Below are 21,122 nucleotides of genomic sequence, written 5' to 3'. Positions count from 1 at the left end.
AAACCGGGCTCCGCCCCCCACAAGCGCACCAGGAAAGGAACGGACATGAGACCACTGCCCATCGCCATCCTGGCCACCGCCCTGCTGGCCGCCGCACCCCCGGGCGTGAACGCGACCCCGGATTCCGTCGCCGCCCCCGGCCCGGCCGTGCACCAGCTCGCCGACACCCAACTCGACCCCAAGGCCCTCTACTTCGTGTCGTACGACGGCCTGGTCAACAACAACGCCTTCCAGAAGAACGGGCTGCTCACCTACAAGGGCTATCAGTACGCCGTCTGGTACACCGCCGACCGCAGCGCGGTCATCGGGCGCCGCGCCCTCACCCAGCGGAGCTGGCAGACCGTCACCCTGCCGCACCGGCTCACCGCCGACGACTCCCACAACGTCATCTCCATGGGGATCTCGCGGACAGACGGCCGGCTGCACCTGAACATGGACTCCCACAGCAGCGGCTTCTTCTATGTGAAGTCGGTGGCCGGGCTGGTGGACGACCCCGCCGGGCACCCCTGGACCACCGGCCAGTTCGGCGCCGTCCAGACCACCCTCGACGGCCTCGCGCTCACCTCCCAGTTCACCTACCCGCAGTTCATCGCCACCCCCGAGGGCCGGCTCCAGCTCAGCTACCGCGTCGGTGTCTCCGGCAACGGCCGCAACGCGCTCGCCGAGTACGACGGCACCACGTGGCGGGCCCTCGGCGAGTGGTCCTCGGCCACCGGCACCTACAGCAGCGAGCACGGCTCCAGCACGGCCCGCAACATGTATCTGCACGGCATCGACTACGGGCCCGACGGGCGGCTGCACGCCTTCTACACCTGGCGCGAGCAGAACAACGCCGTGATGTGCGCGAGCGGCGGTCTCACCAACCACGACACCGGCTATGTCTACAGCTCCGACCGGGGCCGCACCTGGCGCACCGCGGCGGGTGCCGTCGTCGGCACCACCGGTGGCTCCGACACGGTGGCGGTCGGCGACGCCGGAACGGTCGTCGATCCCCTGGGCCCCGACCACTCGCTGATGAACCAGGAGAGCCAGGCCATCGACTCCGCCGGCGCGCCCCACGCCCTGATCAGCTATGTCCCCGGCCGCTTCGGGCAGTGCACCACCGACTACGTGGCCGACCGCACCAGATACGGCCGTACCTTCCACGTCTTCAAGGACTCGGCGGGCGCCTGGAAGAAGACCGAGATCCCGGTGGCGCCCGGCTCCACCCAGCGCAGCCACCTGGTCTTCGACGCTTACGACAACGCCTACGCGGTGATGCCGTACGGCCGGATCGTGGCAGCCTCCAAGTCCTCGGGCTGGACGGACTGGAAGACGGTTTACGACGGCAGCGGGCTGAACGCCTTCGGCGAGGTCGTCGTGGACGACACCCGGCTCGCCCAGGACGGCGTCCTGTCGTATCTGTACCAGCGGAAGTCCAGCGGCACCACACCCTCCGCCCTCCGCGTCATCGACTTCACCCTCCCCTCCTGACGATGGCACCGGGCGTGGGCATCAAGGAGGTGGCACGCGAGGCCGGGGTCTCGGTCGGCACGGTCTCCAACGTCATCAACCGCCCGGAGTCGGTGTCCGAGGAGACCCGGGCCCGGGTGCTGTCCACCATCGAGCGCCTGGGCTACGTACGCCAGGAGTCCGCGCGCCAGCTGCGGGCCGGCCACAGCCGCATCATCGCGCTGCTGGTGCTGGACATGGCCAACCCGTTCTTCGTGGATGTGGCACGGGGCGCGGAGCGTGCGGCGCGGGAGGCGGGTCTTGGGGTGATGGTGTGCAACAGCGCGCAGAGTCCGGAGGAGGAGGCCGACTACCTCGGGCTCTTCGCCGAGCAGCGGGTGCGCGGGGTGCTGATGACCCCGGCCGATATGACCGGGCGCAACCTCGCCTCCTTCCGGCGGCAGCCCATCCCCTTCGTCCTCGTCGACCGCGTACTGCCCAGCGCCGAGGGGTGCTCGGTGTCGGTCGACGACGTCACCGGCGGCGAACTCGCCGTCCGCCACCTCCTGGGCCTGGGCCATCGCACCCTCGCCTATGTGAGCGGACCGATGCGGCTGGCCCAGTGCCGCGACCGCCGCGAGGGCGCGCTGCGCGCCCTGCGCGAGCGGGGGCTCGGCGAGTCCGCGCTGCGCCATGTCGAGGTGGACCGGCTGGACGTGACGTCCGGCCGGGACGCGGGGGCCCGGCTGCTGGGCATGTCCCCGCGGCCGACGGCGGTGTTCTGCGCCAATGACCTGCTGGCGCTGGGGGTGCTGCAGTCGCTGTACGGGGCCGGGGTGTCGGTGCCGGGGGAGGTGGCGCTGGTGGGGTACGACGACATCGAGTTCGCGGCGGCGGCCGCGGTGCCGTTGACGTCGGTGCGTCAGCCGGCGTTCCGGATGGGGCGTACGGCGGCCGAGCTGCTGATCGAGGAGACGGGGGAGCGGGCCGGGGACCACCGCCACCAGCGGATCGTCCTCCAGCCCGAGCTCGTGGTCCGTGGATCGAGCCTGGTGCGCGCCCGAGGCTGAGCCCGGGCCCGGGGCCCCGGGGCATGGGGCCCGGGCCCCGCGGCGGCCCGGTCCTGCCCGACCGGTCGAACAGCGCACTACCATGTTCCCGCGGCCGCGGTGGGTCGCGGGAAGGCGGAGGCCCGGGTCGTGGGACGCATGGTGGGGATCAAGGACGTCGCGCGGCAGGCGGGAGTGTCGGTCGGCACCGTCTCGAACGTGATCAACCGGCCCGAGATGGTCGCCGAGGCCACGCGCGACCGGGTGCAGGCCGTGATCGAGCGCCTGGGCTACGTACGCCAGGAGTCCGCGCGCCAGCTGCGCGCCGGGCGCAGCCGCATCATCGCGCTGCTGGTGCTGGACATGGCGAACCCGTTCTTCGTGGACGTGGCGAGCGGTGCGGAGCGTGCGGCGCGGGAGGCGGGTCTTGGGGTGATGGTGTGCAACAGCGCGCAGAGTCCTGAGGAGGAGGCCGACTACCTCGGGCTCTTCGCCGAGCACCGGGTGCGCGGGGTGCTGGTCACCCCGGCCGATGTCACCGGGGCCAACCTGGAGGGCTTCCGGCGCCACGACATCCCGTTCGTCTTCGTGGACCGCGAGGTGCCCAGCGCCGACGGCTGCTCGGTGTCGGTCGACGACATCGAGGGCGGCGCGCTCGCCGGGCGCCATCTGATCGCCCAGGGGCACCGCTCCGTGGTCTACGTCAGCGGCCCGATGCTGCTCCCGCAGTGCCAGGACCGGCGCACCGGGCTGCTCACTGCGTTCGCGGAGGAGGGGCTGCCGGAGGAGTCGATGGTGCACATCGAGGCCGAGCGGCTGGACGTGGCCTCGGGCCGCGACGCGGGCGCCCGGCTGCTGGGGATCTCCCCGCGGCCGACGGCGGTGTTCTGCGCCAATGACCTGCTGGCGCTGGGGGTGTTGCAGGCGCTCTTCGCGGCCGGGGTGTCGGTGCCGGGGGAGGTGGCGCTGGTGGGGTACGACGACATCGAGTTCGCCGCGGCGGCCGCGGTGCCGCTGACGTCGGTGCGCCAGCCGGCGTTCCGGATGGGGCGTACGGCGGCCGAGCTGCTGATCGAGGAGACCGGTGACGAGGCCGACGCCCACCAGCACCGGCGGATCGTGCTCCAGCCGGAGCTGGTGGTGCGGGACTCGACCTTCACGTCCAGACCGGGCGCCTGAGCCGGGGTTCGCTGATGTCGGCGGCGTTGGGAGAGGCGCCGGTCCGTAAGGTGGCCACGGTCAGGCCGGGGGTTTGACCGCGACGACGGGAACGGGGCTCTCCAGCAGCAGCCGCTGGCTCACGCTGCCCAGCAGCGCCTTGCCCACCGGCGATCGGCGGCGGAGGCCGATGACCAGCCGGTCGACGTCGGGCCGGGCCTCGATCTCGTCCAGAACGGCGTCGACGGGGTCGCGGTCGCCGGGACCGCTGCGCTCGACGACGGTGGTTTCCAGGTCCTCGGGCACCCCGGAGCGGTCCAGCGCCGACAGACGCAGATTGACCAGTACCAGATCGGTGCCCAGCAGCCGGGCCTCGGCGATTCCCGCGGCCAGCGCGTGGTCTCCCTCGCGGCCCTCGGCGATGGCGGTGATGACGGTCATGGTGCGTGGGCCCTTCTCTCGGGGCGGGGCGGGGCGGGTCAGGTCAGGAGTAGCGGGTGCGGAAGTCGTCTTCCAGCTCTTCCAGCGAGCGGCCCTTGGTCTCGGGAACACAGGTCGCGATGAAGAGAAGGGCCAGCACGCCGAAGGCGGCGAAGGCGAAGAAGGTGTTCGAGATCCCCATGGCCTTCACGACGGGCGGGAAGCCGAGCGCGACCAGGGCGTTCGCGAACCACAGCACGAAGATGCTGATACCGATGGCCAGGCTGCGGATCTTCAGCGGGAACATCTCGGAGAGGATCAGCCAGACCAGCGGGCCGATGGTGGCCTGCATGGAGAAGACGAAGAGCACGACGAACACGAGGATGAACCACGCCTTCGCGGTGCCCTCGGGCATCAGCAGCGCGCAGAGCCCGACGAGCAGGTGGAAGGTGGTGGTCAGGGCGAACCCGCCGAGGAGCATGGTACGGCGCTTGATCTTGTTGATGACCGATACGCCCACCGCGATGCCGATGACGCTGAAGGCGCCGTTGAGGGTGTTCGCGATGATGGCCGAGTCGCCCGAGAACCCGGCGTCGCCGAGCAGCTGCGTACCGTAGTACATGACGGAGTTGATGCCGGTGAACTGCTGACAGATGCCGAGGCCCGCCCCGATCAGGATGAGCAGGCGCACCCATCGCACCCCGAGGTCCACCCGGCCCGCGGTCTTGGCGACCCGCTCCTCCTCGGCGAGCCGGTGGACCTCGGCCATCTCCGCCTGGGCCCGCTCGGGGGTGCGGACCTGGGACAGCACCGCGAGCGCCTCCTCGTCACGGCCCTGGGAGACCAGCCAGCGCGGGCTCTCCGGGAGCCGCAGCATGCCGAGGAACAGCCCGATCGCCGGAAGGACGGCGACCAGGAGCATGAGCCGCCAGATGCCGTCCGTCTCGCCCCAGAGGTTGAAGATCACCGCGTTGATGACGAACGCGGCGAACTGGCCGGTCACGATCATCACCTCGTTGCGGGTGACGATGGAGCCGCGGCGTTCGACCGGGGCGATCTCGGCCAGGTAGACCGGAACCGTCGCCGAGGCGCCGCCCACGGCGAGGCCGAGGATGAAGCGGAAGAGGGCGAGGACCTGCCAGCTCGGCGACAGGACGCAGCCCAGGGTGCCGAGCATGAACACCAGGGACAGCAGCAGGATGTTGTGGCGGCGGCCGTGCCGGTCGGACAGCACTCCGCCGATCATGGCGCCGAAGGCGGCGCCGAAGATGAGATTGCTGACGACGATTCCCTCGGTGAACGCGGTCAGCCCGAGGTCCTTGGTGAGGGGATCGAGGGCGCCGTTGACGACGCCGGTGTCATAGCCGAACAGCAGCCCGCCGAAGGTCACGATGACGGCGACCAGGCCGAGCCGTCGTGAATGGGGTCCCTTGGTGTCCGGCGGCAGTTCGGGGTCTTGGTGTGTGATGCCCGAGTCCTCGGAGCCGAGTCGGGTGTTCATCGTCGTGTCTCCTCGTGGAGGCAGCGGAGGTCGTGGTGGCGCCCCGACAGGTCCGGTTGTTTCCCGAGGTCGGGTGAGTGGCCGCCCGGCCAGCCACGATCGTGCGGCTGCGGAGAGCCTTTGTCTGTTTGTCAGTACAACTAGTACGTACAAGTGCCACGTACTATGAGGGCGGCGTGTGATGCATGTCAAGACATGAAGCGCGAGGAGGCGGGGATGGGGGATCCAGGGAACACCGGCCCCTCGGCCGAGCGGGGAACCCCGGTGGGGCGCCCCAAGCGCCCCACCATGTCCGATATTGCCGCACGCGTCGGCGTCTCGCAGGCCCTGGTGTCACTGGTGTTCCGCAACCAGCCCGGTGCGAGCCCCGATACGCGCCGACGCGTGTTCCAGGCGGCCGAGGAACTGGGCTATCGCCCCGACACCGCCGCCCAGCTTCTGCGCCGCACGCGCAGTCGGCAGTTGGGCGTGCTGTTCACCATGCGCCAGCCGCACGACGTGGGCATCGTCGAGGCCCTGTACCCCGCGGCCCAGAAGCACGGGTACACCCTCGTGCTCAACGCCATGGTCGCCACCCGCGGCGAGCGCCAGGCGATGGAGGAACTGCTCGGACTGCGCAGTGAAGCCGTCATCACCATTGGCGCGACGTCCAGTTGGCAGCACCTGACCACGGGCGCCACCCGGACCCCCATCGTGGAGATCAACCCGCGCACGAGGGCCGCCGGTGTGGACGTCGTCCGGACCGCGGAGCACAAGGGGATACGCCAGGCCGTCGACCACCTCGTGGCACTGGGACACCGCGCCATCGCACACATCGACGGCGGCACCATGCCCGCCGCCGCCGAGAGGCGACGCGGCTACCGCGCCGCCATGCGCCGCCACGGACTCGCCGACCACATCCGGGTCCACCCCGGCGACTACACCGAGGAATCCGGCGCCCGGGCGGCCCGGGACCTGCTCGCCCAACCCGAGCCGCCCACGGCGGTCATCGCCGGGAACGACCGCTGTGCGCACGGGCTGCTCGGCACATTGCTGCGCGCGGGCGTCAGAGTGCCCGAGGACGTGTCCATCGTCGGCTACGACGACAGCCAACTCGCCCGGCTGTCCTTCATCGACCTGACCTCCGTACGGCAGAAGGCCGCCGAGTCGGCCGAACTCGCCGTCCGGGCGGCCGCCGAACGGCTCGACGAGGGGCGCACCGCCGACCGGGACATCGTCCTCGACCCCACCCTCGCGGTCCGGGGGAGCACCGGCCCGCCCCGCACCCGGTCAACGCCCGACGGCGACCTTCTCGGGTGACCGCTGGCTGTCGTCAGGGGCACCCAGCAGCGCCCGGATCTCGTGTACGGCCGCACGGCCCGCCCGGTTGGCGCCGACCGTGCTGGCCGACGGCCCGTAGCCGACCAGATGCACCCGCGGATCGCGGACCGCCCGGGTCCCCTCGACGGCGATGCCACCACCCCGCTCACGCAGCCGCAGCGGGGCGAGATGGTCGATCGCGGCGCGGAAGCCGGTGGCCCAGAGGATCGTGTCCGCCTCGACATGGCGCCCATCGGCCCAGGTCGCCCCGTCCGGGGTGATCCGCTCGAACATCGGCAGCCGGTCGAGGATCCCCTTCTCCCGGGCGCGCAGCATCGGCTCCGTCAGGGGCAGCCCGGTCACGGACACCACGCTCTGCGGCGGCAGCCCCCGCCGCACCCGCTCCTCGACCAGCGCCACCGCCGCCCGCCCCTGCACCTCGCCGAACGGCCCCTCGCGGAACACCGGCGGGCGCCGGGTCACCCAGGTGGTCTCCGCCGCCACCTCCGCGATCTCCAGCAGATGCTGCACCCCGGAGGCGCCGCCCCCGACGACGATCACCCGCCGCCCCGCGAACGCCTCGGGCCCGGGGTACCGCGCGGTGTGCAGCTGCCGGCCCCGGAAGGTCTCCTGCCCGGGGTAGCGGGGCCAGAACGGCCGGTCCCAGGTCCCGGTCGCGTTGATCAGCGCCCGCGTGGCCCATGTCCCGGCCGAGGTCTCGACCAGCAGTCGGCCGTCGCCCCCGTCCCGTACGGCGTCGACGTGCACCGGCCGGACGACCCGCAGCTCGAAGGCGCGCTCATAGCGTGCGAAGTAGGCCGGGATCACCTCGGACGAGGGCCGCTCGGGATCCGCGTCGTCGCTGGTCAGCCGCATACCGGGCAGGTCGTACATCCCATGCACCTTGCCGTACGTCAGCGACGGCCACCGGAACTGCCACGCCCCGCCGGGCGCGGGCGCGTGGTCGAGCACCACGAAGTCCGTCCCGGGCTCGTACCCGGCCCGCCGCAGGTGATAGGCCCCGGACAACCCCGCCTGTCCGGCACCGATGACCACGACGTCCACGCTGTTGTTCATGCTTCTACTAACTCTGCTCGGGTGCGGTCTCTTCCCGGTCCTCCAGCCGCCGCCCCCGGCTCTCCGCCACCCGCAGCGCGTCATGCAGCGCCTCGGCGAGCCGATGCCCCACGAACCGCAGCTCACGGGCGCTGGCCCGGTGGTCCCGGAGTAGTGGTCGCGCATGTCCAAGGAGGTCGGCCCCGGTGCGAAGCTGTACGGCTTCCATCTCGTCGGCCAGCCGGGAGAGGTAGCTGGTGCCGGTGTCGTCGGTGACGAGGAAGCAGGGCTGCCCGTTCTGTCCGGGCCAGGGCAGCAGGCGGGGGCGTGATGAAGGCATGAGGGCTCCATGGCGTTCCGAGGTTCGGCTACCGCGAGTGATGAGGCGGTGGCGGAAACAGCTTCGGCTGCGCGGAAGCTGGCACGCAAGATGACAGCTAATTTCCGCTTCAGATGGCATATGTGACCGAGTGAGCAAATGGCCTGATGCGCCGGGCCTCCCTTGCCAGACTCAGAACTCGTACGGCGGCATGGCAGGCTCGACCCAACGGGAGGCATACTCGTGGCAGCACCAACGGGACCGACGGTCCGTCGCATGCAACTCGGCTGGGAGCTCAAGCGGTTGCGGGACGAAGCCGGATTCACCCTCGCGGAGGCGGTGGATGGGTTGACGTTTTCCACCACGAAGCTGTTCCGCGTCGAGAACGGCCTCTCGGCCCTGCCCAAGGCCGCGGACCTGAAGGCCCTCTTGGACCGATACGGCGTCGAGGCCGAGGACGACGTGGACTTTCTCATGCAGATCCACCGTGACTCCCTCAACCGGGGGTGGTGGTCCGTCTACCGAAGTGTGCTTCCGTCCGGGGTAGGCATGCACATCGGTCTGGAGAACGGGGCCCGTACCAGCCGGACGTGGCAGCCGAACGTGGTCTTCGGCTTGTTACAGACAGAACGCTACGCGAGGGAACTGTTCCAGGCTGCCAAGCCGGTCGAGGAGACCACGACCGAGTTCGTCGAGCGGCACATCCAGATCCGGATGGAACGCAAAAAGGCCCTGAGGCGCAGGGACAACCCCATGGAGCTCTGGGTGATCCAGGACGAAGCCTCGTTGCGACGAGTCGTCGGCAGTTCCGAAGTGATGCGTGAGCAGTACCAGGAGATCGAGACCTTGCTGGGGCTCGACAATGTAACGGTCCAGGTCCTTCCGATGGCCACACCCGCGTATCGGCCGCATACGAACTTCAACCTATGGGAGTTCGGCACCCCGCTGCCGTCCGTGGTGCAGAGCGACGCCGTCGATGGATCCGACATCAGCGACAAGGAAACAACGATCTGGTCCTTCTCCCGCAGGTTCGAGAACCTGCGGGCCGCGGCTCTCGCTCCTGGCGAGACATCGGCATTCCTGCAACGACTAGCACGGGAGATCTGACATGACTCACGGCATAGCAACCAACGTCGCGCCCGAGGACGCCTGGTTCAAATCCTCCTACAGCGAGGCGAACGGCACCATGTGTGTGGAGATCGCCCACCTGCCCCGCACCGCCCAGGTCGGCATCCGCGACTCCAAGGACAAGAACGGCCCGGCCCTGGTCGTCCCCGCCAGGGCCTGGGCGGAGTTCGTCGCCGCAGTGCGCAAGGTCTGACGGCGCTGCCGGGCGCGGGCATCGTCTCGCGCCCGAAAACCGTTCGCGGAGCGCACCCGTCCCCAACTACCGTGCTCCGCCGTGGACATTGACGACCCCAAGGACGTGGTCAGGCGCGGTTATGACGCGCTCTCCCGTCACTACGAGCAGTCCTACGCCACCGAGACCAAGTACCAGCCCTGGCTCGACACCCTCCAACGGCGCATCCCGCCCGCCGCCACCGTGCTGGACCTGGGGTGCGGCTCCGGCCTACCGGTCGCCCGCGTGCTCAGCGCCGCAGGACACCGGGTGACCGGTGTCGACATCAGCGGGGAGCAGATCCGCCGGGCGCGGGAGCTCGTGCCGGAGGCCGAGTTCCGCCAGGCCGACGCCACGGCGGTGGAGTTCCCGGCGGCCTCCTTCGACGCCGTGATCTCCCTCTACGCCCTGATCCACATCCCCCTGGACGAACAACCTCCCCTCCTCGCCAAGATCGCCACCTGGCTCCGCCCGGGCGGCTGGTTCCTGGGCACCACCGGACACAGCGCCTGGACCGGCACCGATGACAACTGGCTCGGCGGTGGCACCACCATGTGGTGGAGCCACGCCGACGCCGCGACCTACCGGGACTGGCTCACCCGGGCGGGGTTGACCGTCGAGGGCGAGGAGTTCGTCCCCGAGGGCGACAGCGGCCACGCGCTGTTCTGGGCGCGGCGGCCGTGACGGGTCTCGGGATCTCGCCTCAGCCGGTGGGCCCGTCCCCATCGGACTTCTGCCAGGCGCAGGTCCCGAGCGTGGCCCGGCCCTTCTCGACCAGCGGGTCGGCGATCCGGGCAGGTGGCATCGTGCTGTGGCCCCGGTAGCAGATGACCGTGCGGTCCGTGTGCCCGGCGAGGTCGACGAGAATCTGGTCCCAGTGCCGGTACTGCACATCGTGGCCCGTGTCGGCATAGCTGCGCACGGCCGGATTGCCGGGCAGGTGCTGCTTCCAGGTGTCGATCGTACTGGGCGGCACGGTCGTGTCCTTCTTCCCGCTGTAAATGGTGATGGGGGCCGTCAGCTTCGACAGATCGGGGCCGGGCCGCTGGCAGTAGAGCTTCTGCTCATGCACCTGAGCCGCGGGGTCGGCCTTCTGGCCGCGTTGGTTGTAGGTGCGGGCGCCGTCCTCGAAGGCGGTGTCGGCGAAGCCGGGGATGCGCTTGGTCGGGCTGTCGTCCGGGAGCGCCCACCAGACCCGGGGGTCGGCGATCTGCTTCTCCAGGGACTTGCCCAGCTCCTCGTCGGACATCGAGCAGTACGGACGTAGCGCACCGTACGGCGGCAGGGCGGCGGCCAGGTGCAGTGACTGGATGCGGTCCGGGGCCAGGGACGCCAGCTCGGCGGCGTACGGCCCGCCGCCCGAGATGGCGATCACACTGACCTTGCGCACCCCGACGCGGTCCAGCACCTGAAGCGCGTCCTTCGCGAAGTCGGCCTTCCCCAGGCTCTTGTCGAACTCGGTGTCGCCGAATCCGTTGCGCTCGACCGATATCAGCCGCAGGCCCAGGGACTCCCGGGTGCTGCGAAGGAAGTCCGTCATGTGCGCCACCCGGGCGCTGGTGCCCGTGCCGCCGATGTAGAGCACCGGCTTGCCGTCCCGGGGGCCGTCGTCGATGTAGTGGGCGGTGCGGCCCGAGTCCAGTTTCAGCGCCCGGACCTCGGGGCCGAGCGAGTCGAAGTCGTCCTGGATATGGACCCGGCGGACATCGGTGGCGTGCGGCTCGCGTGGCGCGGTGGCCGTGGCGGTGGCGCTCACGACTCCGGAGCCGGTGAGCAGGACGGTGGCGACGGCGGTGGCGGCGATCCCGGTGACGAGCGCTCTGGGCATGTGTTTCTCCTGGCCGTAGGGGGAGGGCGGCGTTGATCGGGTGGAACGAACGCCACCTACCCCCTCCGATCCAGAAGACTCCGAACGGAAGGAAGCTAGTCGATCCTGGAGAAGCGCCGTGCCGCGGTGGCCAGGGCAACCAGCGACAGTGCGCCGACGAACGCCATCTCCACCGCGACGGGTGGCTGCCAGCCCCACCAGTGCGGTCCGCCCCCGGTGCCGGCGTTGGACAGCGTGCGGCGCATCGCGTCCACGGCATAGGTCAGGGGGTTCGCCAGCACCGCGCCGTTCAGCCACCCGGGGAGCCCGCTGACGGGGAAGAGCGCTCCGGACAGGAAGAGGAGGGGCATCATCGAGATGCCGACCACGGCCTGGAAGGTCTCTATGCGTGTGATGCTCACGGCGGCCAGCGCCCCCAATGCGGTGAGTGCGAGCGTGGTCACCAGCAATTCCATCAACACCGGTGCGAACAGAAGCGGGTCGTAGGTGACGCCGAGCACCCCGGCGATGCCGAGCACCAGCGCGCCGTATGCGGTGGCGGCGGTCGCGCCGCCCAGGCAGATACCGGCGATCAACGCGCCGCGGCGCACCGGGGCGACAAGCATCTCGCGGAGGAAACCGGCCCGGCGGTCCCATACGATCGATACGCCTGTGTTGACCGCGGGCGCCTGGACGACCATGAGGAGCATGCCGGGCAGGAAATAGGAGCGAAAGTCGGCGTCGTTGCCCGCGTCGCGCATGGCGGAGTTCAGTCCGGTCCCCAGGACCATCAAGAACATCAGAGGCGTGAGCAGGTTCATGAGGAGGCCGACGGGGCTTCGGGAGAGCCGGATGAGTTCGCGCTGCCACATGACCCGGACCGTGCGCAGATTCCGGACGTGGGTGCCGCCGCTCCAGGAGGCTGTGGGCAGGAGCGCCGTCGGCGTGGTTGTGGAGGGTGCTTCGGTGGAGGCCACGGTCTATCCCTTCGTTCCGCGGCCGCCGGCGTCGACTTCCCGGATGGTGCGGCCGGTGTAGTGCAGAAAGACGTCGTCCAGGGTTGGCGGCGTCACGGTCACCGAGTGGACCGGAACCGTGAGTTCGGCGCACAGCCGGGGCACGAAGCCCGGCGCGTCCGACACTCGCAATCCGATCCCCCGGGGCTCGGGAGTCGCCTCCAGCCCGAAGCGCTCGCGGATGGTCCGTACGGCCGTGTCGTCGTCGCCGGTGCGCAGCACTACCAGGTCGGCGCCGACGACGGCCTTCAGGGCGGACGGTGTTCCCTCGGCCACCAGGTGTCCGCCGTCGATGATGACGATGCGGTCGCAGTGCTCGGCTTCCTCGAGGTGGTGTGTGCTCAGGAAGACGGTGATGCCCTGCTCCTCCCGCAACTGGTGGAGGTGTTCCCAGATCACGGCTCGGGTCTGCGGGTCGAGTCCCGTCGTGGGCTCGTCCAGGAACAGCACACGCGGGGTGTGCATCAGCCCTCGGGCGATCTCCAGCCGTCGGCGCATACCGCCGGAGAAGGTGCGGACCGGATCGGAGTGCCGCTCGGCCAGGCCCATCAGATCCAGCATGGTGAGGGCGCGTTCGCGTCCCTCACGCCGGGGGAGGCCGTAGAGGTCCGCGTGGAACCGCAGGTTCTGCCTGGCGGTCAGATCCACGTCAAGGGTCGTCTCCTGGAAGACGAGCCCGATGCGGCGGCGCACCTCATCGGGCTCGTGACGGATGTCGTGGCCCGCCACTTCCGCCCGGCCCGCGGTGGGGCGCAGAAGCGTGCTCAGCATGCCGATGGAGGTGCTCTTGCCCGCGCCGTTGGGTCCGAGGAAGCCGAAGATCTCGCCGGAGGAGACGGTCAGGTCGAGGTCGCGCACGGCCGGAACGGCGCCGTAGCTCTTGCCGAGTCCTCGGGCCAGAACGGCCGTACCGGCGCCGCCATCGCCGTTCACCGACGGCTCCGTACCGTCATGAGCACATGGAAGTAACGGATTTCATCGATGTTCTCGCCGATGGGCTTGCCGTCGACCTCCACCCAGGCGTGGGCTTGGAAGGGCTGGGTACGTACGCCGGTGCACCAGTCCGGCCAAGTGCCGGTCATCCGGCACAGCAGCGCGGTGGCGATGGAACGTTGCAGGCACCGGGGACCGGCGCACGGCACGCTGACCGCCACCACCGCGTTGCGGGCTCGCAGGGCCTTGGTCTCCGTGGCGGGCCGAGATCCGCGCCGCGCGCAGTCCAGTACCTTGCGCAGCCGCTGCGGCGGCAGATAGGTGAGCACCCGGGCGATCCCCACCGCGGTCAGCGCGGCCGGGCGCAGATGCCACGGCGGAGCGGTGGGAGTCTCAAGGCTCAGGGCTCGCACGCTCATGAGGCCACCATCTTCGCGGCTCGAAGGGCGTCGACCAGTTTCTCGACGTCGGCCGCCGCCGTTTCGGGCGCTCCGGAGAAGCGTGTCCGCAGGGCCGAGGCGGCGGACGCGACGGTGCCGCCCGCGAGGAGGCAGCGGAGCACCAGCGCGCCGGTGTCGTTGAGCTGCCAGTACCGGCCGGTGCGCTCGTCGAGCAGCACCATGCCGGTGTCCGTTTCGGTGCTGGTCACATGGGAGGCGAGGGAGAAGGTCACGATGCTCCTCGGACGGGTTGGGGAGTGGATGTTCCGGCGGACCTCGCATCGGTCGGCAGCGCGCGGAGCCACAGTTCGCCCGCGAGCGTCAGCTCGAAGGGCATGAGCGGTCGGGTGTCGATGTGCAGACTGTTCAGAACGGTGCGGATGCCGTCGGCGTCCACCAGCCCCAGCCGTGCGAGCCGCGAGTCCTCGAACAGTTCCGTGAGACGGCGCCGGTGGCGGCGCAGCCCGATGTACAGCTCGGGGCTGGCGTCGGCCTTGCTCTGCCGGGCGAGGAGGTCATCGGGTGCGATGCCGCGCATCGCCGCGGCGAGGACCGGTTTGACCTGGCCGGGTGCCATACGGTCGGCCAGCCTGATGGACATCGCCGCCTCGAGCACCCGGTCGTCGATGAAGGGGGCCTGGAAGGAGACGCCGAATCCGGCGCCGATCCGCGAGCTCGTACGCACGGCGGTGCCGTTGACCTGGGTCAACCGCAGCATCTCGTGGTGTACGGGCAGAGGTGCCAGCGGTTCGGGGTTCTGCGATGCGGCCTGGCGGATCCGGCGGCGTACCGCGTCGATGGCATCCGGGGTGGCCCAGGGCGGCATCTTCGGTGCGATCTCCCAGTCGATGGCGGTGCCCCAGGCGCGTTCGGCGGTGATGCCCTCGGCCGCCGAGGCCATCCACCGTGGATAGGACTGGTTGTACAGGAGGACGCGTAGCGTGCTCGCCCACGACCAGCGGCGCATCGACTTCATCGCCCGGACCGGACGGACCGCGCTGAGCAGGCTGCTGCGAGCGAGTGCGTGCAGTGACAGCGCACTGGGGATGAACAGCTCGTCCGAGCCGGTGCCCTGAAGATGTATGGCGGAGCCGTGGTCGGCGACAAGTCGCGCGTGGTGTTCCATCATCGACCGACGGGCGAAGGACAGTGGCATATCGGTGTCCTGAGCGGTGTCGCCGTTCGCCACTTCCGCGTAGATCCCGGGCGTGGCGTTCATGGGGACCACCAGGTGCCGGGCGTGGGGAAGCCGGTCCGCGCACCGGGCGGCCCAGATCCTGTCCTCATTCGCGGGGTCCGAGGACTGGACGTGGACGGTCACCAACCGCGTGTCATGCCGGGCCGCGAGAAAGCACAGGCTCGTCGAGTCCTTCCCGCCGGAGAGGTCGGCGCTGATGGTGGCGCCCTGTGACGTACGCGCCGCGACGGCCGTCTCCAGGGCCTCGCGCAGCGCGGCGACGCCCGGTTCCAGCGGGAGTTCGGGGTCGGGCGGTGTCCAGTAGCGGGTGGTGCGCTCGGTTCCGTCAGCGCGGATGTCCAGGTAGTGGCCCGGGAGCAGGGTCCGCACTCCCTGCCACACGCTCGTCATATTCAGCGGCCAGGGCGGGCCGAAGGGGGTGAGCAACTGCAACGCGAGCAGTTCTTCGTCGACGCCGGCACCCGTCATCGACGCTAGGGTCCGCGGCCGGTCGGCTGCCACGGTCACGCCATCGACGCGGCCATAGAAGAGCTGGCACGCGGTCGAGACGGTGCCTTGGGCTCGCACTCGCCCGCCGATCGACGCGACCAGGTGGAAGCAGCCCGGCAGCGAGCGGGCCAGCGTGTCCAGATCGTGGACCGTGCGGACGGTGCGGAGTCGAGCGGCCAATGCGGCGGAGGTCACCGTGGTGGTTCCCAGAAGTGCCGCGGAATTCTTCCCGACGGAGGCGGCCACAACCTCGTTGTCGGCCCAGCGCCCCACGATCAGCGGGCGACCGGAGCTATGCGGAATCACGTGTGAGCGCGCTGCGTCCGGCAATAGCGCCGTGATTCCCTCACTCGCCGGGTGATCCGGAAGGATCAGAAATTCCATGTCGATCTCCCTGTCGAGCGGACCCAGGATCATTCCCGGGTCCGCCATTTCGCCTGGTCGTGGTCAAGGCCGGGCGTCTAGACATCGAACCAGCAGCCGAAGAAAAAATTGTGGACCCATCGGCCGATGCTCTGGTCGCGGGTGGGGTGGGCGAATGGGCCGACCTCGACCAGAACCGGTCGCTCGTATTCCCATTGCTCTGTGGCCATGAAGAATCAGCTTCTCCGATTGCCGACCGCAGCCGGTCCGGAATGGCCCGGGTGACCGGCGCGGCATGCGTCCGTCACCCGGGCCTGTGGGGTTGGCCCTCAGGCGGGCCAGGGGTTTAGAGGAACCAGGTCTGCCAACCGAACGGGTTGTCGACCCACCTGCCGCAGCAGGTGATCCGGGTCAGCTCGGCGAAGTCGCCGACCTCGGCCAGCACGGGCGGCTCGTACTCCAGCTTTTCCGTGTTCACGGACGCTCTCCTTTGCGTTGATTCACCATGCGGTGGTCGATCTCCTTGACCGCCGCGGAAACCAATGTGCTGGGGCGGCCGTGGACAGACCTTGGACGAACCTTGAATCGCCCGGTCGCAGCGGCTATGAAGGTTGCAGGGGATGCGACAACGGGGGGAAGAACCGATGGTGTCATTCGGCTTATTGGGCAGTGTCGAAGTACGTGCCGACGGCACAGAGGTGAACCTGGGACATGCCCGGCAGCAGTGCGTACTCGTCGCACTATTGGTCGAGGCGAATCACGTGGTGGCCGTTGACCAGCTCGTCGACCGGGTGTGGGGAGAGCGTCCTCCGCGACGCGTTCAGGGGACGCTGTACAGTTATATTTCCCGTCTCCGCCAGGCACTGGCTCCCGTCGCCGAGCAGGTGAGCATCGGCCGGCGATCCGGCGGTTACGTCCTCTCGGTCGAGGAGACGGCGGTGGATCTGCACCGCTTCCGTCAGCTGGTCGGGCAGGCCCGCGCCGCCGACGAGGACGAGCGTGCCGCGGAGCTGTTCGCCGGGGCGCTGGGGCTGTGGCGGGGGAGGGCCTTCCCCGCCCTGGACACTCCGTGGTTCACCACGCTCCGCGAGGCCCTGGAGCGGGAACGGACCGCGGCGGAGCTGGACCACACCGACATCCGGCTCCGCATGGGCCGCCACACCGGACTGCTGGCGGAACTGTCCACCCGCTCGGAGGCGCATCCGCTGGACGAGCGTCTGGCCGGACAATTCATGGTGGCCCTGTACCGCAGCGGCCGCCCTGCCCAGGCCCTGCACCACTACCAGGAAATCCGATGTCGACTGGCAGAGGAACTGGGCACCGACCCGAGCCCGGCGCTGCAAGATCTCCACCAGCGGATCCTCACCGCTGACCCGGCGCTGACCGCCCCGGCGACCCCCTCCACCGGCGGTTCGGGCCGACGCGCCGTTCCCGTACCGCGGCAACTGCCCGCGCCGCCACCGGTGTTCGTCGGACGGAACCCCGAGCTCGCCGACCTGGACCGCCTGCTGGACTCCCAGGCCGCTCCTGGCGGCACGGTGATGGTGTCCGCGATCGGTGGCGTCGGCGGCGTCGGCAAGAGCTGGCTCGTCCTGCACTGGGCCCACAACCGTCTGGAACACTTCCCCGACGGACAGCTCTACATCAACCTGCGCGGCTTCGACCCCTCCGGCGAACCGCTGCCACCGGCGGTGGCGGTGCGAGGCTTTCTGGACGCCCTCGGCGCCGATCCCGCGGACATCCCCGCGGAGCTGGAGGGGCAGACGGGGCTGTACCGCAGCCTGACGTCGGACAAGCGCCTGCTCATCGTGCTCGACAACGCCTGCGACACCGCCCAGCTCCTGCCCCTGCTTCCCGGCAGCCCCACCTGCACCGTGCTCATCACCAGCCGCCGCCAGCTGACCGGCCTGGCCGTCAGCCACGGCGCCCGCTCACTCGACCTCGACGTACTCCCGGACACCGAGGCACGCCACTTGCTCGTCCGCCATCTCGGCCACCGCCGGACGGCCGCCGAACCCGACGCGGTGGCCACGCTCTTGACCTACTGCGCGGGCCTGCCCCTGGCCATCAGCATCCTGGCGGCCCGCGCGGTGGCCTCCCCGGACCTGCCGCTGTCGGCCCTGGCCGAGGAGGTCCAGGAGGCCGCCACCCGGCTCGATGCCCTGGACACCGGGGACGTGGCCGCGGACCTGCGTGCCGTGTTCTCCTCCTCTTACCACGCACTCGAACCCGATACCGCGCAGGTGTTCCGGCTGATCGGCCTCGCGCCGGGACCTGACATCAGCGTGTCCGCCACCGCGAGCCTGACCGGACTCCCCGTGGCACGGGTGCGCGTCCTCCTGCGCAAACTGCGGGCCGCCCACCTGATACAGGAACACACCCCTGGCCGCCACCGGATGCACGACCTCGTCCGCCTCTACGCCACCGAACAGGGCCACCGTCAACCGGCCTCCGTCAGGGAGGCCGCACTGCACCGGCTCGCTGACTTCTACCTCCACACGGCCCACACCGCGGCAGGGCTGCTGGACGCACACCGGGACCAGACCCCCCTGGCCGCCGCCCGGCCGGGGGTCGTGCCGGAGGAGCCGGCGGACCACGCCGCGGCTCTGGAGTGGTTCACCGCCGAGCACCGGGTGCTGTACGCGACCGTCGATCTGGCGGCCGGTCTGGGTCTCGACGCGCACACCTGGCAGCTGGCCAGGGCCCTCGAGACATTCTTCGACTACCGGGGGCACTGGCACGACTGGGCGGCCAGCCAACGTACCGCGCTCGAGGCGGCGCGGCGGCTGGGTGAGCGGTCCTGGCAGGCCGGCGCACATCGCAGCCTCGGTATGGCCTACACCCAGATGGGCCGCCTCGACGAGGGCCACGCCCACTTCCACCAGGCCCTGGACCTCTACGACCAGCTCGGCGACCGGGTCAGTCAGGCGCACACCTACCGGGGTCTGGGCTGGGTGTGCGACCGGCAAGGCCGGCCCCGGGAGGCGCTCGACCACAACGAACGGGCGCTGAGGCTGTACCGGCGGGCCGGTCACCGGGGCGGACAGGCCATGGCGCTGAACAACGCCGGGTGGCTGCACGCGATGCTCGGTCAGTACCAGCGGACACTCGATTACTGCGCACAGGCGGTCGCCCTCAACAGGGAGATCGACGACCGGCACGCGGAGGCGGGGGCGTGGGACAGCCTCGGCTACGCACATCACCACCTCGCGCGGTACGCGGAGGCCACCGGCTGCTACGAGCGGGCCCTCGACCTTGTCCGAGGGGTCGGCGACCGGTTCAACGAGACGGAGATACTGCATCATCTGGGCGACACCCGCCTCGCCGCCGCTGATCAGGAAACGGCTCGGCTGGTCTGGCGACAGGCTCTTGAGATCGCCGAGGAGATCGGCCACCCGGCCGCCGATGAACTCCGCGACAAACTCACGTCGTTGAGGTCATGAAGTCCCTTGGCCGCAAGGCCCGCTGGACGATACGCGTGTCGCCGATCCAGCCGTAGAAGCCCTGGCCGAACTTCTCCTCGAACTGGGTGGCACCGATGACGAAGGGTTTGCCGAGGGTCGCGATCCCCGTCGACGGCTGGCCGGGATTGCGGGCGATCTTCGAGCCGTCGACGTACACCACGGTGTGGTGGCCGTCGTTGACGACCGCGATATGGGTCCACCGGCCCACCGGCAGGGCGTGGCTCCAGGAGGTGGGATCGGCGTCCTGCACATGGGGGTAGACCACGAACTGGAGGAAGCGTTCGGGGGTGACATTGAGGCTGCACGTCGGCTCGTCGGGCGACCAGCCGGTGGTCTTGCCCGCGTCGCCGTTGCGGCCCTCCCAGCTGAGGATGCCCATCCAGGCGTGGTCGCCCTCGAAGGGGTCCGGGAGCTTGATGTACGTCTCGATGGTGTAACCGCCGGTGAACTTCTCGGAGTTCAGCGGCGCCGTGCCCGAGGTGGTCAGGACCGCGCCGCGGTCGGGTCCCTTGCGGCCGTCGAAGCGCAGGCTGGCATGGGCCGGCTGGTCGCCGTGGTGCTCACCGGACCACGTCAGGACCTCGGGCGCGCTGTCGTGCAGACGGGTCACCCGGAGGTCGTTGCCGTGGCCGGACAGGTCGCGGATCACCGTGTCCGTACCGACGGGGGTGTCCGCGCCCGCCGCACGGGAGGCGGTTCCCGAGGCGTCGAAGCGCCAGTACGCGAGGGTGCCGCGCGGCATCACCGCGGACGCCGGGCGCGGCGTGCGCGGCACGACCGGCGCGAAGCCGGAGAAGCGGCGCTCGAAGTCGATGCTCAGGCTGAACCGGTCGGCGGGCCCGGTCAGCTCGATGGTCTCCGCCTCCAGGGGCGTGCGCTTCTCCGGGTCGCGGCTGAGGAACCAGGGCGAGAACGTCTCCACGTCGATCACGTCGCGGACGAGGTCGAAGGCGTAGCGGCGGATCATCCCGGCGCCGCCGTAGTAGCGGTCCTGGTAGTTGGTGATGTGGACGTGGACGTCGTGACCCACGTCGTTGGTCAGAACGGTGCGCCCGGGAGGCCAGTAGTGCCCGCCCAGCGCGAGGAAGATCTGGTCGTTGCCGCGGATGAGGCCGTCCCACAGCCGGCGGCCGTTGTCCGAGAGCTGCGCGGCGCCGTCGTCGTCCGCCCAGGCCAGGTCGTGGGTGGTGAGGATCGCGGGCAGGGTGGGGTGCGCGTCGAGCACCTTCCGCGCCCATCCGAGACCGGCGGCGGAGACCCGCCAGTCGAGGGCGAGGACCAGCCACTCCCGGCCGCCCGCGCGCAGCACGTGGTAGCTGTTGTAGCCGTCGGCCGAGGCGCCGCCGAAGGTGGGCATGGACGAGAACCGCCGCGGGCCGAAGGCGTCGAGATAGGCGCTGTCGCCGCGCTGGTCGTCGGTCCCGGAGTCGATGTCGTGGTTGCCGGCGAGCACGCTGTAGGGGACCTTGCCGTGGATGGTCCCGAACGTCGTCGCGGCCAGCGTGATCTCCTCCCGCGAGCCGTGCTCCGTGACATCGCCCAGGTGTGCCATGAAGGCGATGTTGGTGTCCTCGCGCTGGGACACCAGGTAGCGGAAGGTCGCCCGGAGCGGTTCCGGGTCGGAGCTGTCGGCGTCGAAGAGGTACTGCGTGTCGGGCAGGATCGCGAGGCTGAACCGCGGTGACGCCGGGTCGTACCGGTGGCCGTCGGCCTTCGGAGTGGCGGCGTAACCGGGTGTCGTCCCCGACGCGACGGCCACCGTGCCCGCGGCCGGGAGCACGGCGGTGGCCCGCAAAAGTGCCCGTCTGCCCAGATGGTTGCGCTCCGCCGCGTCCATTCG

Annotated in this window: 21 protein-coding genes; 8 read left to right on the top strand and 13 right to left on the bottom strand. The window is 70.2% G+C overall.

Annotated features, from left to right (window positions below; all coding sequences use genetic code 11):
• Positions 1-45 precede the first annotated feature (45 nt).
• The 3 genes from IEJ02_RS34705 (at position 46) to IEJ02_RS34695 (ending at position 3,659) form a co-directional block, all read left to right on the top strand.
• Entirely contained in the window at positions 46-1,473 is a 1,428-nt protein-coding gene (locus tag IEJ02_RS34705) for a BNR repeat-containing protein (protein ID WP_191068483.1), read from the top strand.
• Between the two features lie 2 nt (positions 1,474-1,475).
• Positions 1,476-2,501 carry a LacI family DNA-binding transcriptional regulator gene (locus IEJ02_RS34700; RefSeq protein ID WP_191068482.1) on the top strand — a complete coding sequence of 342 codons (1,026 nt, stop codon included), beginning with the start codon at positions 1,476-1,478 and terminating at the stop codon, positions 2,499-2,501.
• Between the two features lie 138 nt (positions 2,502-2,639).
• On the top strand, positions 2,640-3,659 hold the full coding sequence (locus IEJ02_RS34695) for a LacI family DNA-binding transcriptional regulator (protein ID WP_191068520.1): 1,020 nt from the start codon (positions 2,640-2,642) through the stop codon (positions 3,657-3,659).
• A 60-nt stretch (positions 3,660-3,719) separates the two neighbouring features.
• On the opposite strand, the gene IEJ02_RS34690 is transcribed toward IEJ02_RS34695, so the two are convergent.
• Complete coding sequence (locus IEJ02_RS34690; protein ID WP_191068481.1) at positions 3,720-4,079, bottom strand: universal stress protein; 360 nt, start codon at positions 4,077-4,079, stop codon at positions 3,720-3,722.
• Between the two features lie 43 nt (positions 4,080-4,122).
• The gene (locus IEJ02_RS34685; protein ID WP_191068480.1) at positions 4,123-5,559 is read right to left on the bottom strand and encodes a sugar porter family MFS transporter; all 1,437 of its coding nucleotides are present in this window, start codon (positions 5,557-5,559) and stop codon (positions 4,123-4,125) included.
• Positions 5,560-5,775: 216 nt separating this feature from the next.
• On the opposite strand from IEJ02_RS34685, the gene IEJ02_RS34680 reads away from it, so the two are divergent.
• A complete protein-coding gene (locus IEJ02_RS34680) occupies positions 5,776-6,858 on the top strand; it encodes a LacI family DNA-binding transcriptional regulator (RefSeq protein ID WP_317986002.1) in 1,083 nt (360 codons plus the stop codon).
• Here the strand turns inward: IEJ02_RS34680 and IEJ02_RS34675 are convergent.
• Together IEJ02_RS34675 and IEJ02_RS34670 are read right to left on the bottom strand one after the other, a co-directional pair.
• Positions 6,829-7,935: an NAD(P)-binding domain-containing protein gene (locus tag IEJ02_RS34675; RefSeq protein WP_191068479.1), complete on the bottom strand. Its 1,107-nt coding sequence runs from the start codon at positions 7,933-7,935 to the stop codon at positions 6,829-6,831. The two genes, IEJ02_RS34680 and IEJ02_RS34675, sit on opposite strands and share 30 nt — an antisense overlap.
• A 7-nt stretch (positions 7,936-7,942) precedes the next feature.
• Positions 7,943-8,254, bottom strand: a complete 312-nt coding sequence (locus tag IEJ02_RS34670; RefSeq protein WP_191068478.1) for a hypothetical protein — start codon at positions 8,252-8,254, stop codon at positions 7,943-7,945.
• 255 nt (positions 8,255-8,509) lie between these two features.
• On the opposite strand from IEJ02_RS34670, the gene IEJ02_RS34665 reads away from it, so the two are divergent.
• The 3 genes from IEJ02_RS34665 to IEJ02_RS34655 all read left to right on the top strand — a co-directional run bounded on the left by IEJ02_RS34665 (position 8,510) and on the right by IEJ02_RS34655 (position 10,256).
• A complete protein-coding gene (locus IEJ02_RS34665) occupies positions 8,510-9,340 on the top strand; it encodes a helix-turn-helix domain-containing protein (RefSeq protein ID WP_166483083.1) in 831 nt (276 codons plus the stop codon).
• Between the two features lies 1 nt (position 9,341).
• Entirely contained in the window at positions 9,342-9,554 is a 213-nt protein-coding gene (locus tag IEJ02_RS34660) for a DUF397 domain-containing protein (RefSeq protein ID WP_191068477.1), read from the top strand.
• Positions 9,555-9,635: 81 nt separating this feature from the next.
• A complete protein-coding gene (locus IEJ02_RS34655) occupies positions 9,636-10,256 on the top strand; it encodes a class I SAM-dependent methyltransferase (RefSeq protein ID WP_191068476.1) in 621 nt (206 codons plus the stop codon).
• A gap of 19 nt (positions 10,257-10,275) precedes the next feature.
• On the opposite strand, the gene IEJ02_RS34650 is transcribed toward IEJ02_RS34655, so the two are convergent.
• From IEJ02_RS34650 to IEJ02_RS34615, 8 genes are all read right to left on the bottom strand, one after another.
• Positions 10,276-11,400 carry an alpha/beta fold hydrolase gene (locus tag IEJ02_RS34650; protein WP_191068475.1) on the bottom strand — a complete coding sequence of 375 codons (1,125 nt, stop codon included), beginning with the start codon at positions 11,398-11,400 and terminating at the stop codon, positions 10,276-10,278.
• Positions 11,401-11,495: 95 nt separating this feature from the next.
• Positions 11,496-12,251, bottom strand: a complete 756-nt coding sequence (locus IEJ02_RS34645; RefSeq protein ID WP_223864969.1) for an ABC transporter permease — start codon at positions 12,249-12,251, stop codon at positions 11,496-11,498.
• Between the two features lie 108 nt (positions 12,252-12,359).
• Positions 12,360-13,328, bottom strand: coding sequence for an ATP-binding cassette domain-containing protein (locus IEJ02_RS34640; protein WP_191068473.1), 969 nt, complete (start codon positions 13,326-13,328; stop codon positions 12,360-12,362).
• Positions 13,325-13,747 carry a lasso peptide biosynthesis B2 protein gene (locus IEJ02_RS34635; protein WP_191068472.1) on the bottom strand — a complete coding sequence of 141 codons (423 nt, stop codon included), beginning with the start codon at positions 13,745-13,747 and terminating at the stop codon, positions 13,325-13,327. Before IEJ02_RS34635 ends, IEJ02_RS34640 begins: the two co-directional genes overlap by 4 nt.
• The gene (locus IEJ02_RS34630) at positions 13,744-14,001 is read right to left on the bottom strand and encodes a lasso peptide biosynthesis PqqD family chaperone (RefSeq protein WP_191068471.1); all 258 of its coding nucleotides are present in this window, start codon (positions 13,999-14,001) and stop codon (positions 13,744-13,746) included. The genes IEJ02_RS34635 and IEJ02_RS34630 overlap by 4 nt, the downstream gene beginning before the upstream one ends.
• Positions 13,998-15,635: an asparagine synthase-related protein gene (locus IEJ02_RS34625; protein WP_223864968.1), complete on the bottom strand. Its 1,638-nt coding sequence runs from the start codon at positions 15,633-15,635 to the stop codon at positions 13,998-14,000. The genes IEJ02_RS34630 and IEJ02_RS34625 overlap by 4 nt, the downstream gene beginning before the upstream one ends.
• A 281-nt stretch (positions 15,636-15,916) precedes the next feature.
• The gene (locus IEJ02_RS34620) at positions 15,917-16,048 is read right to left on the bottom strand and encodes a lasso RiPP family leader peptide-containing protein (protein WP_191068469.1); all 132 of its coding nucleotides are present in this window, start codon (positions 16,046-16,048) and stop codon (positions 15,917-15,919) included.
• A gap of 116 nt (positions 16,049-16,164) precedes the next feature.
• Positions 16,165-16,296 carry a lasso RiPP family leader peptide-containing protein gene (locus IEJ02_RS34615; protein ID WP_191068468.1) on the bottom strand — a complete coding sequence of 44 codons (132 nt, stop codon included), beginning with the start codon at positions 16,294-16,296 and terminating at the stop codon, positions 16,165-16,167.
• Between the two features lie 142 nt (positions 16,297-16,438).
• Here IEJ02_RS34615 and IEJ02_RS34610 point away from each other — a divergent pair, with 142 nt between their 5' ends.
• The gene (locus tag IEJ02_RS34610) at positions 16,439-19,261 is read left to right on the top strand and encodes an AfsR/SARP family transcriptional regulator (protein WP_370467173.1); all 2,823 of its coding nucleotides are present in this window, start codon (positions 16,439-16,441) and stop codon (positions 19,259-19,261) included.
• Here IEJ02_RS34610 and IEJ02_RS34605 read toward each other — a convergent pair.
• Positions 19,242-21,119, bottom strand: a complete 1,878-nt coding sequence (locus IEJ02_RS34605; protein ID WP_191068466.1) for a LamG-like jellyroll fold domain-containing protein — start codon at positions 21,117-21,119, stop codon at positions 19,242-19,244. The genes IEJ02_RS34610 and IEJ02_RS34605 overlap by 20 nt on opposite strands.
• Between the last annotated feature and the right edge of the window lie 3 nt (positions 21,120-21,122).

The organism is Streptomyces sp. 5-10 (assembly GCF_014712245.1).
Lineage (GTDB): Bacteria > Actinomycetota > Actinomycetes > Streptomycetales > Streptomycetaceae > Streptomyces > Streptomyces violaceusniger.
Note: the sequence above shows the minus strand (reverse complement) of the source record. Positions and strands in the feature narration are given on the sequence as shown.